Source organism: Pseudomonas thivervalensis, assembly GCF_001269655.1.
Taxonomy (GTDB): Bacteria; Pseudomonadota; Gammaproteobacteria; order Pseudomonadales; family Pseudomonadaceae; genus Aquipseudomonas; species Aquipseudomonas thivervalensis.
Genome location: NZ_LHVE01000020.1, coordinates 549,997 through 568,254, shown reverse-complemented (window position 1 = coordinate 568,254; position 18,258 = coordinate 549,997). Strand labels below are relative to the sequence as shown.

Annotated in this window: 9 protein-coding genes and 1 pseudogene; 2 read left to right on the top strand and 8 right to left on the bottom strand. The window is 56.1% G+C overall.

Translation table 11 applies throughout. The features are described 5' to 3' along the window. Positions 1-26: 26 nt before the first annotated feature. The 4 genes from AD659_RS27515 to AD659_RS27500 all read right to left on the bottom strand — a co-directional run bounded on the left by AD659_RS27515 (position 27) and on the right by AD659_RS27500 (position 10,239). Complete coding sequence (locus tag AD659_RS27515; protein WP_053126683.1) at positions 27-7,073, bottom strand: dermonecrotic toxin domain-containing protein; 7,047 nt, start codon at positions 7,071-7,073, stop codon at positions 27-29. 176 nt (positions 7,074-7,249) lie between these two features. After that, positions 7,250-8,350 (bottom strand): polyamine ABC transporter substrate-binding protein, encoded by a 1,101-nt coding sequence (locus tag AD659_RS27510; protein ID WP_053126681.1) that lies wholly within the window; start codon positions 8,348-8,350, stop codon positions 7,250-7,252. A gap of 11 nt (positions 8,351-8,361) precedes the next feature. Continuing rightward, positions 8,362-9,393: a histone deacetylase family protein gene (locus AD659_RS27505; protein WP_053126679.1), complete on the bottom strand. Its 1,032-nt coding sequence runs from the start codon at positions 9,391-9,393 to the stop codon at positions 8,362-8,364. 279 nt (positions 9,394-9,672) lie between these two features. After that, entirely contained in the window at positions 9,673-10,239 is a 567-nt protein-coding gene (locus AD659_RS27500; RefSeq protein ID WP_053126677.1) for a hypothetical protein, read from the bottom strand. 483 nt (positions 10,240-10,722) lie between these two features. Here AD659_RS27500 and AD659_RS27490 point away from each other — a divergent pair, with 483 nt between their 5' ends. Together AD659_RS27490 and AD659_RS27485 are read left to right on the top strand one after the other, a co-directional pair. Then, positions 10,723-11,865 (top strand): hypothetical protein, encoded by a 1,143-nt coding sequence (locus AD659_RS27490; RefSeq protein WP_153043964.1) that lies wholly within the window; start codon positions 10,723-10,725, stop codon positions 11,863-11,865. Between the two features lie 164 nt (positions 11,866-12,029). Next, positions 12,030-13,181: an alpha/beta hydrolase gene (locus AD659_RS27485; RefSeq protein ID WP_082343622.1), complete on the top strand. Its 1,152-nt coding sequence runs from the start codon at positions 12,030-12,032 to the stop codon at positions 13,179-13,181. Between the two features lie 601 nt (positions 13,182-13,782). Here the strand turns inward: AD659_RS27485 and AD659_RS27480 are convergent. The 4 genes and pseudogenes from AD659_RS27480 to tssI form a co-directional block, all read right to left on the bottom strand. Further along, positions 13,783-14,142, bottom strand: a complete 360-nt coding sequence (locus AD659_RS27480) for a DUF6124 family protein (RefSeq protein WP_053126668.1) — start codon at positions 14,140-14,142, stop codon at positions 13,783-13,785. Positions 14,143-14,760: 618 nt separating this feature from the next. Next, positions 14,761-15,339 (bottom strand): plasmid pRiA4b ORF-3 family protein, encoded by a 579-nt coding sequence (locus tag AD659_RS27475; protein WP_053127127.1) that lies wholly within the window; start codon positions 15,337-15,339, stop codon positions 14,761-14,763. A 210-nt stretch (positions 15,340-15,549) separates the two neighbouring features. Further along, positions 15,550-16,716, bottom strand: coding sequence for a lipase family protein (locus tag AD659_RS27470; protein WP_331716617.1), 1,167 nt, complete (start codon positions 16,714-16,716; stop codon positions 15,550-15,552). 5 nt (positions 16,717-16,721) lie between these two features. After that, positions 16,722-18,119 (bottom strand): annotated as a pseudogene (tssI, locus tag AD659_RS27465) (type VI secretion system tip protein TssI/VgrG); the annotation flags it as partial. Positions 18,120-18,258: the final 139 nt, after the last annotated feature.

Sequence of the window (18,258 nt, the reverse complement as noted above, 5' to 3'; positions counted from 1 at the left end):
GCCAAGTCATCCGTGGGTTCCGGCCGTTATGACAGTTGTTGTGGAAAAAACACTTCTTTGGCCTGATCTACTGCAATCTCGCTGCGGTAATGCTCGATCAGTTGGCGCTGGTCGAGTGCCTGGGTGGATTCGACGGCCAGCCCTTGATTGACTTGCTCGGGTGTTCGCAAACGCGCGGAAAGAAACGCATGAGGCGGCACCCAGCTCGTTGAGTAATGGAAGTCGGCGAACCAGAGGGGCCTATTGGTTTTCAGGTCCTTGATCTCATACCGGTCGAGATAACCCTGGCGGGGGATCTTGATACGTTGCCGATTCTTTTGCTTGGTGATGAAGACCTGGTTTCGGTTTTTAAGCCAGAGCAGGTCGCTCATGGTCGGCGGGCGTTGTTTGATGACGTTCAGCACGGTTTCGAAGCTTTCGTCATGCAAGGTTTTCGATGCCCTCTTGAGTGCCGTGCGCGTGGATTGCGCTACCCGTTGTTGCTCCACCGAGAGGCCAACCGTTTCGTTTGCCGCATTGTCCAGGCCTTTCGTGATCGCGATGGCGACCTTCTCCATTCTATTGGCGTGTGCGTTCAGGATCAGGCCGATACCGCTGGGCGACCGCTCTGGCTGCTTCGTGTATTGCTCGACCAGGGCCTTGAACGCCGCCAATCCGTCGAGCAGGGCCTTGCCCTTGGTGATGCTGGTGGACAGCACCGGGACGGCCAACGGCGTGTCGGTATTTACATGGGGCAGCCACTCGCCGGTTTCCTTGCGGTGGAAGGTGGCGATGATTCGGTTCGTGAGCGGATGCTTGACGTCGACCCAATCGGTTTCTTCTCGGGTCTTGGTTAAACGGGGTTCGCCACTGACCAGCCCCCAGAAGCGCGCCCGGATGAATTTTTTCCTGGGCTTGGGGCGTTCCTGGTAAGGACCGGCTTCGCTTCGCCGGTTACTTCTTTCGTCGAGGGCGCGGACCAGATGACGCACCGCCCGTTCTTTAAGAAGACCGATCTGCTTGCCCAGTCGATTGAGTTCCGTTGCACGGACGCTGCCCTTGTATTCCTCGGCCAGGTATTGGCGGTGCTCCTCGATGGCCGTGAACTGCTCCGTCAGGCTGCCGAATGCGTCGATCTGCTCGTCCAGGCGGATCACGCTTCGCTCATTGATGGCCTCGTGCAAGCTTTGAAAAGCGACCGTGGTGTTGTCGACAAGCTGGTTGATGTCCGCCCAGCCTTCGGGCAGGTCGTTGACGCTTTCCAGTGACAGGCAGAGGTGGCGATACATGTCCAACTGGATGAGCCGAATCGCATCGCTCTTGTAGGCTGGCATCCTCGCCCGGTGTTGCCGGAGCAGTTCAACGCCTTCGCGCCCGACCTTCCTCAGCCGGGAAAAGCGCGTTTCCATGTAATCCAGGCGCTCGATCATGTCGTCACCGATCCTGATCATGCTGTCGGCGGCATCGACGTGCGCTTGTTCCACGCTCTCGATGTTCGAGGTGGTCATGTCCACGGCCGTCTTCAGGGCGGGGGCGAATCGCTCCTGCAAGGTGTCGATCTCCTCGAACGTGAAGTTGATCTGCGCGTTCAGGTAACCGAGCCGGGCCTGAGGTGCGTCGGGCCTTGATTGGAAGACCGGCCACTGGATCAATATCGCCAACGCCTCTTCATAGCTTTCCCGCTGTGTTTTCAAGGTGCTCAAATAAACCTTGTGCCTGGCCTCCCTGGAAGCGCCCGAAGCCTGGTTCATTTCCTGGGCGTTCATGGTCAGCAGCTTCTGGTCCTGGGTTTTACGTTCCTCGAACCGGTTCAGCTCGGCAAGCAGTTGGACGCTGAGGCGTTTCGCCTCCGCGAGGACTTTTTGCCTGACGCCTTTCGACCCGCTGCCGCGCAAACGCAGGCGCGTGTCGACACGCCATTCGCCCTCTGCATCGTTGATCAGGGGTGAACCGGTGCGTGCGGGGTCGTTTCCATCGACGATGGAGACTTGCTCGCCTTCCACTTTCACATTGAACCACTGGTTGGCCATTTTTGCGTACCACTTCCCTCGCTGCTCGTAGAGCCCTTTGAGCGCGCCTTCGATCATGGGTTGTTCGGCGTTGTCGGGTGGGTTCACGCTGAAGGATTCAAGCAGCTTCGCGCGCTTGGCGGGTTGGCCCGTCAAGGCACCGCTGGCGTGGATGACCTCGTAGTGCTCAGGTGAACGTTTCTTGTCCGTAAAAGGGGCCAGCTTCTCGATCACGCGTTCAGATTGGGTCGGGCTTACCCGTTCATGGACGACCGCTGGCGCCTGCAGTCGACGGCTGTCCGCGCTTTCCCTGGCGCGGTCGATGGCGTGGGTGGTGATCGCCATGGCCATGTTCAGCAACACGTCGACGAAGGCTTCCCACTTGGCTTGGCTCGTTGCTTCGTCGCTCTGCGTCAACGTTTCCAGGTCGTCCAGGATTTGCCAGAGCCAGGCTGCAGTGCCCACGGCGGTCCCCAGGTAAGGCAGTGCCAGGTTGAAAATCAACCAGCCTGCCTGTTTGAAGGTGGCCCAACGATTTTCGCGGTTGGACACCGATTGACGATCGGCCAACTCGACCAGGGCATCGGCATTGGCTTTGAACAGCCGTGGCAGGAAATCAGCCCCCAGGGTTTTCTCGCTCAAACCGATGGGCGTGCTATTGAACCAGGACGACACAGGGTCTACCGCAAACTCCGCGATGGCCCAGGGTGAAGGCAGGGCTCCCGGAAAAACGAATCGGCTGTAGCTTGCCCGCACGCCATCGGGTAGCCACGCCAGTACCGATTGGCGCAAGGAAGGCGTTTGCCTGATGGCGTAGATCAGGTTGCTGAACGACGGGTACTGGCACAGTTGCGGCTCAAGCAACGGTCGATACAGCAGGCAGGGACCGGCATTCGGATCGTGCGGGCCGATGATGAACATGTTGGTCACGACGTCGGCCGAGGTGCCCAACGAGTGCTTGGATTCGAACGCCAATGGGCGCAGGACGATGGCTTGCCCATCGACCTGGCGATCGGACGCCTTGGGTTCCATCACCGCAGCGACATAGCGATAACCGCGCTCATCGATGTCTCCCACCCCACGGATTTTGCTCTCCAGCGCCAGCATCGGTAACTGGATGCATAACTGAGCGGTGTAGAGGTTTTCACGCCGGGTCGATTCGGCCGGATCGTCGAGTAGTTTGGTTTTGATCAGCTCGGGATAAATCCGACCGATGTCGGCGGTGGTGACGAGGCTTTCGACGTAATCGGCCGTCATCCACCCGGGTAATGCATGGCCATCGACCGATCGAACTGTTTTGTCCCCCAGGGGCAGCGCAATCAGGTTTTGCAAGGCCAGCTCGACGAGGCTGAACCGAGTGGTTTCGATTTTGCCGGGGACCACGAAAGTCCCCCAGACGACGGGGCTGCGTATCTGGATCTCGATGTTTTCCAGGTCGAGGGTCGAGGCGTCGGCATGGTCCGATTGCATCTGCTGCGTCAGTCGGTTCAACGCGTACTGCTTGATGGCGGGAATACCCTCCAGGTAGGTCTTGCCGGCATGGGCGCTGCTCAGCGCCGAGAGATTTTTCAGGTGTTGGGCGAACAGGAACTGATCGGAGGTCGACGCGGCCTGCAGCCACTCGGGAATCTGTTTCTCGAACCAGTCCCCGGTAGGTCCGTTAGTGCTGTCCGGTCCGTTGTTGTCAGCCTGTTCACTCTCGTCGGCGATCAAGCCTTCCAGGTAACCGGGATCCCCGATGATTTTGACCTGCATGGCGATCAACCCGCAGGCCTTGTGATCGAACACATTGCCGTCGGGTTCGTACAGCCGCCATTGGAGTTTTGTGCGGTTGACGGTGTTCAGATGCGTCGGGAGGGATCGCCCCAGCGCGTCTTGTGAGTCGAACTTCTCATAACCGTTGCGCAGCGAGTACATCAGGATGACTTCTTTGCCGGCGACCTTTCCGATCAAGACCACGATCGAGTTTTCGTTCGCGCGGCTGACCGTATCGCCGTCCACTTCATCGATATCGATCAAATAGCCGAGTCGGGTTCGAGGGTAGTCGGGCCGCGACTGGAATACCGGCCACTCCAACAGGATTTGCAAGGCTTGCTCGTAGCTTGCCCGCTGGGCTTTCAAGGTACTGACGTATACGTCGCGCTTGGTCTCCTTGGCCGCGCCGGTCGCCTCGTTCATTTCCTGCGCCTGCATCGTCAGCAGCTTCTGGTGCTGGGGTTTCTTGGCTTCGAACAGGTTCAGTTCGAGCAGCAGGCTGATCCGGTGACGTTTCGCATCGGCGATGACTTTCTGCCTGACGCCTTGCGATCCGCTGCCGCGGATTCGCAAACGCGTATCGATGTGCCATTCGCCGTGGATGTCATTCATCAGCGGCGGGCCGGCGCGCGTAGGGTCTTTGCTATCGATGATGGACACCTGTTCCCCCTCGACCAGCACCTTGAACCATTGGCCGGCCAGGTTGGCGTGCCAGTCCCCATTCTGCTCGTAGAGCCCCTTGAGCGCGCCCTCGGTCTGGCGTTGGCCAGGGTCTTGGGGCGCTTCGACGCTGAAGCTGTCCAGCAGCTTGGCGCTCTCCCTCGACCGGCCCATCAGCGCACCGCTGGAACGAATGGTCTCGTAGTGCTCGGTCGGCAATGCGGTGCTGGCCAGGGGCGAAAGTTGCTCTATCACGAGTTCGGGTTTGGGTTTCGGCAGGCTTTCCAATTCGCGTACCACCTCCGGTACTTCCGGGGCCTCGGGCCGGCGCGGACGGCGGGCGGTCCTGGCGCTCTCAAGGGTGTGGGTAATGATCGCCAAAGCGATGTTCAATAGCAGGTCGGTGAACGTCTCCCACTTGGCTTGGCGGTCGGCCCCTTCGCGGGTCTGGGTCAGCTTTTCCATGTCGTCCAGGATCTGCCAGAGCCACGTGGCGGTGCCCACGGCTGTTCCCAAGTAGGGCAAGGCGAGGTTGAGGATCAGCCAGCCGGCCCGTTTAAGGGTTTGCCAGCGATTCTCGCGATTGGAGATCGATTCCCGATCGGCCAATTCGACCAGGGCATTGGCATTGGCTTTGAACAATAGCGGCAGGAAATCCGCGCCCAGGGTCTTGTCGGTCAAACCAACGGGGCCGCTATTGGCCAGGGACGACAATGGCGCGGCCACGAACGCGACGATGCTCCAGGGGGAGGGCAGCAGGTCCGGGAACACGTATCGGCCGTAATCGTCACGCACCCCATCGGGCAACCAGGCCAGCACTGATTGGCGCAAGACCGGCGTTTGCCTGATCGCATACAGCAAATTGCTGAACGACGGGTATTGGCACAACTGCGGGTCAAGCATCGGTCGGTACAGCAGGCAGGGCCCGGCGTTCGAATCCTGGGGGCCGATGACGAACATGTTGGTGACCACGTCCTGCGAACTGCCCAGTTGCAGCTCCGGGACGAAGGCCAGTTGGCGCAGGACGATGAGGTTGCCGTCCACCTTGCGATCGGCTTCGTCAGGCTCCATCAGCGCCGCGACGTAACGGTAACCCTTTTCGTCGAGGTTACCCTGGCCGCGAATCTTGCCTTCCAGTGCCAGCATCGGCAGCTGGATGCGCAACTGGGCGGTGTAGAGTTTTTCGCGGCTGGCCGATTCTGTTGGATCGTCGAGCAACTTGCTTTTGACCAGCTCGGGATAAACGCGACCGATATCGACTTGGGTGATCAGGTTTTCGAGGTAGGCGACGGTCATCCATTCGGGCAGTTCCGTACCGTCCTGGAACTTGACGGTCTTATTGCCGAGCGGGAGTGCGATCAGGTTTTGCAAGGCCAGCTCCACGAGGCTGAAGCGGCTGGTGTCGATCCGACCGGGCACCACGAAACTCCCCCAGATCACCGGGCTGCGCACCTCGATCTCGATTGCTTCCAGATCGAGCTTCGAGGCGTCGGCATGGTCGGCCGTCATCTGGGTTTGCAGGGCGTTCAACGCATAGGCCTTGAGGGAGGGAATATCGTCCAGGTAGGTTTTGCCGGCATGGGTGTGACTCAGGATCGACAGGTTTTTCATGTGCTGGGCGAACAGCACCTGATCGGAGGGCGAGGCCGCCAGCAACCAATGGGGCATCTGTTTCTGGAACCAGGTCTCCACAATGTCGTCATTGGCATCCACGCTGGGGGACTGGCTGGTTTCGCGGAACGTCAACACGTCCGGGACGTTGGAGACACCGATGATCTTGACCTGCTCGGCGATCATCCCGCAGGCCTTGTAATCGAAGATGTTGCCGTCGGGCTCATACAGCCGCCATTGGATTTTCCGGTAGCTGTCCGGGCCCAAATGGGCCGAGAGCGATTGCCCCAACGCCTGCTGGGTCTCGAACCGTTCATAGCCGTTGACGATCGAGTATTTAAGGATGACCTCCTTGTCGTCGATCTTGCCGATCAGCACCACGATGGTGTTGTCACTCATGCGCTGCACTTGGTCGCCGTCGATGCCATCGATGTCGATCAAATAGGCGTGGGCGTCATAGAGGTTATTGTCCTGGCGGCCTTGCCGGTCGGGATAACGAAACAGATGCCGGGCCATGGCGCATTCAGCCTCGCTCCAACCCTTGACCCGCCGGACGTCCCAGGCCGTGCGCAGCGCACTGGAGAGTTCATGCCAGCGCGGGCCGGCATCGCCCACCGAGGCATTCCAATAAGCCAATTGCTGTTCCTGGCAGGCCGTCAACATGGCCGGTTGCAGCTCATTGAGCAGCCGCCCGATCTGGTCGATGCGCACCGGCAAATGCACGTCGGGGGACGTGAGCGGGAGCTGGGTCAGAAAATGCAGCCCTTCGATCAGCAGCGTCGGGCCGCTGTCGTTCACCAGCCCGGCGAGCATGTCGCTGAGGGTTTCGTAGCGCGTCTGGCGTTCGACGATTTCGTCGCCGACGATGTCCCACGCCGGCTCGCCGACCACGGTGGTGTGAGGATCAAGATTGAGCGTGGGATAGAGCTTCTTGAGGCCGTCCCGCAAGAGAATAGCGGCCACCTCGGGGTAAGTGGGGCCGGCGAGCAACCGATTGAGCACGGCGTCCTTGGGGTCGGTGGCGGGCTTGAGGCGGGTGGCGGTAGAGGTTTGTGTCATCGAAGTCTCCCTGACTTGTGCGACGTGGAGTCCCGCAGCGAAACGCTTGGGAAATCCATGCTAGGGCGGCACAAGCCAGGGAAGGTGGTAACTATGTATAGCGCCTGGGTTCACTTGACCCGTGGCGAGGGAGCTTGCTCCCGCTTGAGCGCAAAGCGCTCACAAAGCAGTCAACCTCACTGCCCCGATTTAATCCGCGTCCAGGCCCGCGTCCGCGCACGCTCGGCATCCCTGGGCAACGGTTGCAACGTGTAGAGCGTGGTCATGGCCGCTTCAGTCGGGTACAGGTTGGGATTGCCGCGAATCGCCGGGTCCACCTTCTCGGTAGCGTCCTTGTTCGGGTTCGGATAACCGACAAAATCGCTGATCGGCGCAATCACCTGCGGTTGCAGCAAATAGTTGATGAAGGTGTAGGCGTCGTCCGGGTTTTTCGCGCCTTTGGGGATCGCGAGCATGTCGAACCAGATCGGCGCGCCTTCCTTGGGCAAGCGCATGTCCACCGTCACACCGTTCTTGGCTTCCTTGGCCCGGTTGGCCGCCTGGGAGAAGCTGCCGGAATAGCCCACCGCCACGCAGATATCACCGTTGGCGATGTCGGCCATGTACTTGGACGAGTGGAAATAGGTGATGTACGGGCGCACCTTCATCATCAGCGCCTCGGCCTTGGCGTAGTCCGCCGGCTGCTTGCTGTTGGGGTCCAGGCCCAGGTGCTGCAAGGCCAGGGGCAGGATCTCCGACGGCGAATCGAGCAGCGCCACGCCGCACTGCTTGAGCTTGCTGATGTTCTCTTCCTTGAAGATCAGGTCCCAACTGTCCACCGGCGCGTTATCGCCGAGGGCGGCCTTGACCTTGTCCGGGTTGAAGCCGATCAGGATGGTGCCGTACATGTAGGGCACGGCGAACTTGTTGCCCGGGTCGTTGGCCTCGATCAGCTTCATCAGCTTGGGGTCGAGGTGGTTCCAGTTCGGCAGCTTGCTGCGGTCCAGGGGCTGGAACACTCCGGCTTCGATCTGCTTGGCCAGGAACACGTTGGACGGCACCACCACGTCATAGCCGGAGTTGCCCGTCAGCAGCTTGGCCTCCAGGGCCTCGTTGGTGTCGAAGATGTCGTAGACCAGCTTGACCTGGCTGTTCTGCGCCTTGAAATCCTCCAGGGCCTTGGGCGTGATGTAGTCGAACCAGTTGTAGACGCGCAAGGTGCGCTCCTCGGCCTGGGCAGCGCCGCAAAGCAGCGCGGCGCACACGGCTGGGGCCATTAAACGCTTGAGTCTGTTCATGCTGTTGTTCCTCATGGGGCGCTTTGGAAACCTTCAAGAACGTTCACGGCATTGATGCCGATTTCTGCCACCGCGTAACCGCCTTCCATCACAAACAGCGTCGGCTTGCCGAGCGCCGCGATGCGCTTGCCCATCGCCAGGTAGTCCGGGCTGTCGAGCTTGAATTGCGAAATGGGGTCATCCTTGAACGTGTCCACGCCCAGGGACACGACGATGACATCGGCGTCGTAACCGCGGATTTGCCCGCAGGCCTGCTCCAGCGCCGCGCTCCAGGTGTCCCAGCCTGAGCCGGCTGGCAAAGGGTAGTTGAAATTGAAACCCTCACCTTCGCCCTCGCCATGCTCGTCGGCATAACCCAGGAAAAACGGAAACTCCGCCTCTGGATGGCCGTGGATCGACGCAAACAACACGTCGCTGCGCTCATAGAAAATCGATTGGGTGCCGTTGCCGTGGTGGTAATCCACATCCAGGATCGCAACCTTCTTATGGCCCTGGTCGAGAAAGGCCTGGGCGGCGATGGCCGCGTTGTTGAGGTAGCAATAACCGCCCATCAAGTCCCCGGCGGCGTGGTGCCCCGGTGGGCGGCACAAGGCAAAGGCACTGCGCGCACCACGCTGGATGTCCGCCTGGGCGGTGAGGGCCACTTGCGCGGCGCTGTAGGCCGCCTGCCAAGTGCCAGCGGTGATCGGCGCGCCGGCGTCGAAGCTGTAATAACCCAGTTGGCCGTGCAGGCTGGTGGGGATGATCGTGCGAAAGGTCCGCGCCGGCCAGGTGAAGGGCAACAAATCGCCCTCGCGGTTGTACTTGGCCCAGCGGTCCCAGGCGCCTTTGAAAAATTCCAGGTACGCCGCACTGTGGATACGCTGGATCGGCCCCAAGCCAAAATCCTGCGGCGCCTCCACCGGCCCCAGCCCCTGCGCCTTGACCCGCTCCAACACATGATCGGCCCGCGACGGCATCTCGAAACAGGGCATCAGTTGCCCGTCCATCAACTCGCAGCGGCCGTGGTGCAGGTGGTGATCGTCTGAGTAGATCGTCAGCATTTTTGTTCTCCGCAAGGCTGGTCGGTTTGAATACAGTCTTGCGGTGTACGGGGTTTTGGAGAACGGCAGGAGAGGCCAAAAGGGGATCTAAATGGCCAATAAATTTGACCGTAAATCGCCCCTTGTTGGCGCGGGTGTGCGCGGGGTTGGGGCATACGGGCCGTTGGCTTGAGAGGTTTTGAAAAGTCGCAGCGAACACGCGTGCTTAGGGGAAAGGAGACGAGTAAATGAATGACCGGGCCCCCCTGGAGAGACCGGCCATTCAGTGCATCTTTTCAATCATTGGGGCTTGATGGCGGGAAGCGAGAGGGCAGCACGAATTTCGTTCAAGGACTCGTAGAAGTCCTTGGTGATTCCGAACAGCCCTTTGCGAATCTCGTGAATCAGAGCCTCGTCCTTTTGCTTGGCGATCTCAATGAACAGGGCAAACGTCAAGGAGATGCCCCGTGGCAGTCGCATGTAACCCTTATTTACTAGCTGCTGGGCGCGCAGTTCAAGCAATGGGAGGTTCCCTTTAAACACGGCATCCACTTTATCGATGCTATCCAGCTTCAGTTTGGTGCTGAGGTAACGGTCGTACTGGATGGTGTGCTCGCTTTCATACCATTCCGAAAGAATCTCGATTCCGAATTTTTTCGCCAGCTCGGCATCCATCGCCGAAACCAGCAAATTCGACCGGGCATAGGTGGAGATGTAGTTGTAAAACTCCCGCTCCAACGTCTCAAGGATCAAGGTGTTTTTCGATTTGCCAAGCGTATTGGCCACAGCGGCGATGGTCTTGTCCAGGCTGCTGCTCAAATTGCGCAGCGTGTAGGAGACCGTTTCGGCCTTTTCAACATCGTTCATAGGATACAGCTCTGGTAACGCTCCTCCGAAGCAGAGGAGATGGAATCATCCTGTGCTCATAGAACCATTTAGTCAACAGTGGTTCATAAAATAAAATATGGTTATTTATTGGTCGCTTGAATCTCGACTCGTTAGGAACGTACCTTTTCCCAAGGTACGCAGGGCTGCGCGAAGCCTTTCAGCGCAAAGGCCAAGTCGCAAACCATTTCGAGGTGATCACAGAATGGGCACCCAACACCAATCCCTGTGGGAGCGAGCTTGCTCGCGATGGCGGCAGCACATGCATACCCCGATCTGAAGGCACGCACGATCCGTGGCGAGGGAGCTTGCTCCCGCTCGGCGGCGCAGCCGTCGTAAATCGGTTGATGCGGTGTGTCTGTGCGGTGATAGGAAGGCGCTTGAGCAAATTCATGAATGATGGCATTTTGGATCCAGTATCGAGGCCTCGCTGTATTGCAATTTTCACAATCAAGGACGTACACCGTGAATGACATATCATCAACTCAACTTCCCCCACCAGCTAACTGGCAAGATTTTGAAAGCCTCTGTCGCGATTTATGGGCGAAGATTTGGGATGATGAAAATGCCCAGAAACATGGTAGAAGTGGTCAGAATCAAAATGGCGTTGATGTTTCTGGGAAGGATTTTTTCCACTCCGGTGAGGTTTGCGGGGTGCAGTGTAAAGGGAAAGATAGCTACTCAAATAAAATAGTATCGATCAAAGAACTCGACGAAGAAGTCGATAAAGCAAAAAAATTCGAGCCTGGTCTTAGCCTATTTATAATGGCGACTTCTGGCCCTAAAGATACTACCGTGGAAAAGCGCGCTCGGGAGCTGACAAAGGAGCATGAGGCAGAGGGGCTTTTCCGAGTGGTAGTAATGGGATGGCGAGACATTCTCGAAAAATTAGCCGATCATGAAGATATTCTTAGGAAGTATTATCCTTGGATGTTCATGTCTCATAAGGATCCGGTAGGGCAGCTATATAACTTTTGGCGTGAAGAGATCGGGCTTGCAAGCTTGGTACATTATTGCTGCGAGTTACCTTTTCATGAGGTTGATGTCCGGATCTCGGAAACATTTACCGGTCGGCTTCAATCGTATTTAGCGAAAATGGACTGGGTTGTTAAGGATTATGAAGGGATTTTGAGCGTTGCTCCGCTTTTGGTTGGTATATCAAATTTCAATATGGTTTGTCGTGATTTGCTAACGATTTGCTTTGTGCATGAGAATAAACATTATAAAGATGATGTGTACACATACTGGGTAAGCTGTTCGCACTTGGAGTATAGCCATAGAGGTAACTATATATCTTACCGAAAAGGTGTCCTTCAAAAGTTATATTATGAATTGATTGTGGCTGCTAATTATGTTGTGGCTCTCAAGAATAAATTTCCTAACGGATCGTTTGAAAAATATGTGCCGTTCAGAAAAGAGTGGGATGAAATTGAATATTTTCCCACCTATGATGAGTCTGCCGCTGCTCTCGGTAAGCTATATCTTGGTTATTATGAGATAGATCTTTTTATACGCAGGCAATTTTACCCAGAGCCAACGGCTATAACGCCGGATGGGATTAAATTTCCTTATAGTACGAACCACCCAAGTGACGGTTTTTTTTGGTGAGAGACTGCTTCTGATCGACTCTCGTGGGACTAAATAGACCTACAGGAGGGAGAGTCGCGCTAATGGAGCGGGGAAGTTACGTAATTTCTGCCGGCAGTGGCTTTTTGACACAACAGAATCTTGGGCCATAATGCTTTAGACGGTTTCTTATTAAGGAGAAAAGCATGAAGCCACTTTTGTTTGTTCACATTATTATTCTGGTTTTCTTGAGCGGTTGCCAATTAAAAAATGATGCTGTTAAGGATGGTGACGTAGTTGATCCCAATGCAGGCTATGGAGCAAATACAGGTGCAGTCGATAATGGTGAGCTAGGAATCGTTCGGCCAGTCACTGATGGGGCTCACGGATTAGTTAAGGTTTTATTCGCAACAAACAGAAAGCAATTAGACTCCGAACGGTGCACAGAAGCATATAGTGGGCGCCGGGGCAGCTTTGGTGATACCAAATATGGATATTGCATGGTCTCAATTCCGGTTGGGCACGAAGTTGGAGTAATTGAAGAGAAGAGATGGTACCAGTTAAGTGAAGATCCTGACAAACATGTGATGCTTTTGGGAGGGCAGACAATCAGTAAAAAAGAATTCGATAAATTACTAAATTTAGGGTTGGCTAATAAATCGACTTCTACGTTGCTCTTTGTGCATGGCTACAATGTCAGTTTTGCTGATGCAGCAAAGCGTACCGCGCAAATAGCTTATGATCTGAATTTTTCCGGTGTTCCATTGTTTTTTAGCTGGCCAGCAAATGGGACTGTACTCTCGTACTCTGCTGATGAGGCTAGTGTCGAATGGTCAGAGCCGGCATTGTATAATTTTCTTGTAGACCATCTTTCTAATCCAAAGATAGATCAGACGTTTTTGATTGCTCATAGCATGGGGAATAGAGCGGTTCTGAACTCGTTGGAGCGTTTAAAACTTGAGCGTCCTGATTTGCGATATAAACTGAAGGAAGTCGTCTTGGCTGCTCCAGATGTGGATGCTGAACAGTTTGTCGATATTATAGTGCCGAAAATAGCTGACCCGAAGACGCCGGTTACTTTGTATGCTTCGAATAGAGACAAGGCTTTGCAGACCTCAAAGAGCCTTCACTATTACAAGCGCGCCGGGGATGTGCCAGAAGTTATAAAGGTATTTGGTGGCGTGGAGTTTATCGATGCAAGCGCTGTTAAGACGGACTTTTTAAACCACTCTTATGTATCAGAGTCTAGGTCTGTTATAAGTGATATCTTAGATTTGTTTGGTGGAAGCCGTCCTGCTAGTAGAAGTGGTTTGCGTGTAAGGGACGCTCAGGTAGGGCAATATTGGGAAATAAAGTAGTTGCAGTCGGCAAGGTTGCTCGACACGATTGTTTCGGAGGGCAATTTTTTGAGTGGCGAAAATTTGCATGCGAATTCCAATGAGAGGAGCACCGATATTTTTCAATACAGCTTCGTCTCTCTATGAATGTCAGCAATGCCGATTGCTGCCTGTCGAAGAGCGGTCGATTATAGCTGAGACGCGCCGCCGCTAGTTTGTCGCCTCTGACCTAGAACTGGCGTAATCAAGAGTTCTATTACGCAGATCGGAGCTTTTTTCAGCGCGCCAAGAAAATCTTCATTCGAACCAGTATTGCGCATTCTTCTTGACTCACCGTACACCCCCTAAAATATTCAGGCTGAGCTTCTCAGAGCGGGTACCCATTGCCAATCCCCTGTGGGAGCTTGCTCGCGAAGGCTGCAATACATACACATCTAAATCCGCCCTTTCCTCGGTCTGAGGTTTATGCGATCCGTGGCGAGGGAGCTTGCTCCCGCTCGGCGGCGCAGCCGTCGCAAACCGGCCGACGCGGTATTTCCGGAGAAAAGCGTCAGCTTGTTTTGGGGCGGCTTCGCCACCCAGCGGGGATAAATCCCCTCGCCACAGGTGGGTGGTGTCGCGGTTAGCGCGGGTCGACGTTATCCAGCACTCGGTTCGCCAGCAATGAACTCATCTCGATCAATTGCTGAATGCCGAGGGCGATGTGGCGGCGGGGGCCTTCCAGGTCGAAGGCGAGGTTGCTGATCATCGCGTCGGCGGATGCCAGGTTTTCGCTTAGGTTGGCGAGCAGGCATTCGTTGTCGGCGTTTTTTGACACGGTGAAGAGTTGGTCCGGTTTGGATGCATCTTCAGGTTTTTCCGGTTTGGGTAACAGGTAGTGATCCAAGACGCGTTTGGCGGTTTCGTCGTGCTTTTTGTTTTTGCGACCGGAATGGGTAGACGTTGAGTCAGTTTCTGGAGGGTTCGGAGTTATCTTGAACATTTTTACGTTTCCTTTGTTAGTAGGCCGCAACCATCTCGCTACTAAACGAAGGGGTGGCAGCTGTGCGCAAGTTAGTAGACCGGTAAAGGACAACGGAAACCCGGCGCGCCTGAAGGCGCCATGCGCACAGCCGCCATCGAGTGCAGGCGATGCCTGACTGATGAGACTCATGCAACCGTTGTCATTACCGGGCTACTAAACCCGACCACTGATGAGCAGTGGCAGGGAAACGATAGAACCCATGGGCAAGGCGCACAAGCGGGCGGATTCTGGCCTAGTTGTAGGCAATGGCGCAAGGATTCGTAGCTTGGTGGAAGCGTTGCGCAGGGTGAATAAACAAGCCTTCGTAATGCCCAGGATTCGGGGCGAGGAGGCTTGCTCTTGCTCGGTAGTGCAGCGGTTTTTCTGTAGGAATGCGTCGGCTTTTTTGGGGCTGCTGCGCAGCCCAGCGGGAGCAAGCTCCCTCGCCACAGGTTGAGTGTCGTTGACCATCCCGAGGTGATCATAGAGCGGGCATACACCGCCAATCCCCTGTGGGAGCGAGCTTGCTCGCGATGGCGGCAGCACGTTACATACCCAATCTGAAGGGTAAAGGTCCGAACTACACCGGTTTGAAACTCAGACCTTGAGTTGTTTAAACCATTGGTTTACGCCTTCGCAATCAAAGAGCGTCGGGTCAAAGATCTCCCCGTACCATTCCACCATAGCGTCATGCTCGGGATGTTCAGAGTTAGCCATGGCCTCTAAAAACACTTCGTAACCCGGAACTCCACCCACGTCTTCCGGCGGGCAAGCATTGGCGCCCTCGATGCAGTACGGCACTTGAGGGTAGGTAGCAGCAGGTAAGGTTTTTTCGACCTTGATACGGTGATGCCAGTCATCACCAAAGTCATAGAGATAATTGAATGTTCGCTTTCCGTTCAGTGCCTTGATCAAGGTTTTACGAGCTTCCGGATTCACCGGCGGTCCCCAGCCATCAGGATCGGGCACGCCGTAATTCTCACCGGCAATTTTAAATTCATGCAGATGGTAATCGCCCCAACCCATCACGATCTGGATCACCTGATGCAACCTGCCCAGGGTAATGTTTTCAGGCACTGCGAACCGACGCCAAATCGTTGGAGTCATCCACTTCAGCTCGATGTGCAGTAGCAACAAGTCACGCTTGGGCTTTGGCAAGCGAACAGTTTTAGTCATGGGGCAAGCAGCCTTGCAGTGTTTCGTGAGTGTAGAGATACGTTCCAGTACGTAGGTCATAGTAATGAACAATCTGAGTCAATCAATGTTGCTCCTGCGGTCATGCCCAGTTTCAAGGTAATTGAACAACCTGAGTCCGGCCATTTTCGCTTCCTCCCGCTCGGCCGGTCCGATGCTTCGGATCGGCCGCTGTATTGGCAACTGCGCCGATCAGACAATGGAATCAAGATCCAGCGTGAACGGTTTACCGATGGCATACCCGTGGGCACCACGGATCAACTCACTGTCGTCATCCTTGGACGGCGCCATCGCCAATGGCTCGGCCACTCTGTTTTCCGGATGTGCCTGCCAACGGGCCAGGCTTTTTGCCAATTGCTCAGGTTGTTCCGACAAGCTCCCATAGACGTCTTTTCCGCTCACCGACGCAGTGCGCAACGTGGCCAGGCGCGCGCGCGTGCTGTGCAGCTTGTCGACCTCACGGATGAGCGCAATGTTGATGGCGTTTTCGCTACGTCCATTGGGCGCGCCCCGTCCCGCCAGGCGACGCTCTTCATCACGCAACTGCTGGGTAATCCGGGCCAGTGCTTTGTCGATCCCATCATATTCGCGCTCTGTCACTAGCGTGCTTCCGCTGATTTGTGCTTCCTGCCAACGCCGCAAAGTCGCCCAGCAAGCAGGAATGTAGCTGGGAACCATGAAGTGATTGCCGGTCTGGACGAGTTGGGCCAGTAATGCCGGACGGTCCGGCAGGCCATGTTTATGCTTGAGGGCCACCTCGCAGGCGGCGTGTTGGGTGATGGTGTCGCAACGGGGCATCCACAGGATGGAAGAGCGCTCCTTGCGATCGAATTCCACCGGCAGGAAATGCCGCAAGGTGCCGTGGTGTTCATACGGTTCGCCCGTCCAGCGGGTGATGCCCGCGACGAACACGGAAAGCCCGACCGGTACGTTGGCGAATGCAAGGGCCAACCCTGTGCCATAAACGCCTCCCTTGGTATTCATCCAACTACCGGGCACGCTGGGTATCGGGTCGTTGTGGTTGACCATTCGATAATGCACCAGGGCTTCGGCATTTTTTATGAAGGTGGCATCAGCGGCGCGAGGTGCACCGTAGGTGTAGAGCTGGAGTGTGTAGCCTTCCGGTCTGCGCCGCAGCATTTCTGCGAGCAGCAATGCCACCGCACCACCCAGGCTGTGGCCGCAGATCAGCAGTTTTTGCCCGGCATAGAACCGGTCCAGATAGTTCGTCACGAAGGCGGCGGTTTTTTTGGCAGCGCCATAGAACCCTCGATGCACCTGGCCGACACCTTCTTCAAACGGCACTTGGCGTGCGTCGGCGTCGCGGAGGAAGTCGGCGAGTTGTTGGGTGCCGCGCACGGCTAAGGCAAGGCATTGGCGCTATTGGTCAGGCATCCGCTGATCAAGGGCTTGTCGGGATCGCCCTCGATGAAGGTCACCAACACCTCCATGCCCACCCTTGGGACCGTGACACCGCCGTATTGGTTGCCCGCCCAGTTGGAGGCGACTCGCAACCAACAACTGCTACCGTCGTCGAAGAGCCCCGCGCGATCCCAGAAAAACCTGACCTTTACCCGGCCATACGGGTCGCAGTGGATATCTTCACCCTGAGGGCCGGTGACGATTGCTGTCTGACTCCCCGATACACGTGGTTTCTTATACATCCGTTGCGAACGGAAGCTCGCCTCCCAAGGTGTAGCAACGAAGCGATTGCGATAGCCCTGGTTGAAGGAGGCTTCATGCCTGCGCGTGTCGCTGGGGGCTATTTCCTCAAGCACTTGCGGCTGTTTGCCTTCGTGATGCACCTCGGTCAGGAGCCATAAGTCGTTCCATTCCTGGCGAGGGTGTTCACTCAATGTCAGGAAATGCCCCGTCGTCAGTGCCGGTTGATCGCTCTCTCCTTCGGCTTGGCAGTAGTCGGCGCGATGGCGTTCCAGGGCTCGCCGGCTCAATAACTTGCCGCGTTTCTCTTGGGTAAAGTCTCCCGGATATTCATAGGCTTCCAAGTCAGGCCGGAATTTTTCAAAGCCAGGCTGGCAGGTGCTTTCCAACAGGAATGCCGACTTCTTGAAATCATAATCACGGCGTGTGACGCGGCTGGTCCGGGTCTCCAGTCGCAGGCCAAACCGATGAATAACCGGTTCGTCGTAAACCAGGCCGCTGTCGTGTTTATAGACAGTGCGGTGTTTGAGTCGGGGAAATACGGTCTGGTCATCTCCCAATACCAACTGATGACCCGAACGACTGTGCTGGAAGTGATAATGCAGGCCTTCTTCGTGACACAGGCGCTCAACGAAGTGCAAGTCGGATTCGCCGTACTGCACGCAGTAATCTCGGGGCGGATAATGTGCACTTAGTTGGAAACGGTGAGCGTCAGTGAGAATGCCGTGTTCCTTGAAAATCAGAGTGATGATTTGCGGCACACTGGCGTGTTGGAAAATACGCTGGTTGATGCGGTGTTCCAAATAAGCCAGTCGTGGCACTAAGCGTATTTGGTAATAAGTCAAACGCTGGTCTGAGTCGCCTTGTGCAACACGATAAATCAGACCATGAACACCGCTTCCCTGTTTATCGAATGATAGAAAGGCCTGTCTGTTTAATAAGTGTTCCAAGTCCATATTCGCATGTTCGCTGACGAGTTCAATGTCGAACGAATAAGGTGTGCTCATGGCTTCGCAACCTTCGAAGGCCGCGACTTGAAGGTCATGTTCGAAATCCGTAATGGTTAGGCAGAAGCTGGGCAAATCAAGGGTGTGTGGCATGGGAACGTCCTTGGGCTGTGGCTTTGACTCCTTTTCACATTGAAGCAGCCGGGATGGGCGAGCACGTAGGCACCGGTAAAAAAAGAAAAGGCTGTAGGACCTTTCCTCGCTGGGAGGGCAGGTTGCGAATGAAATAATT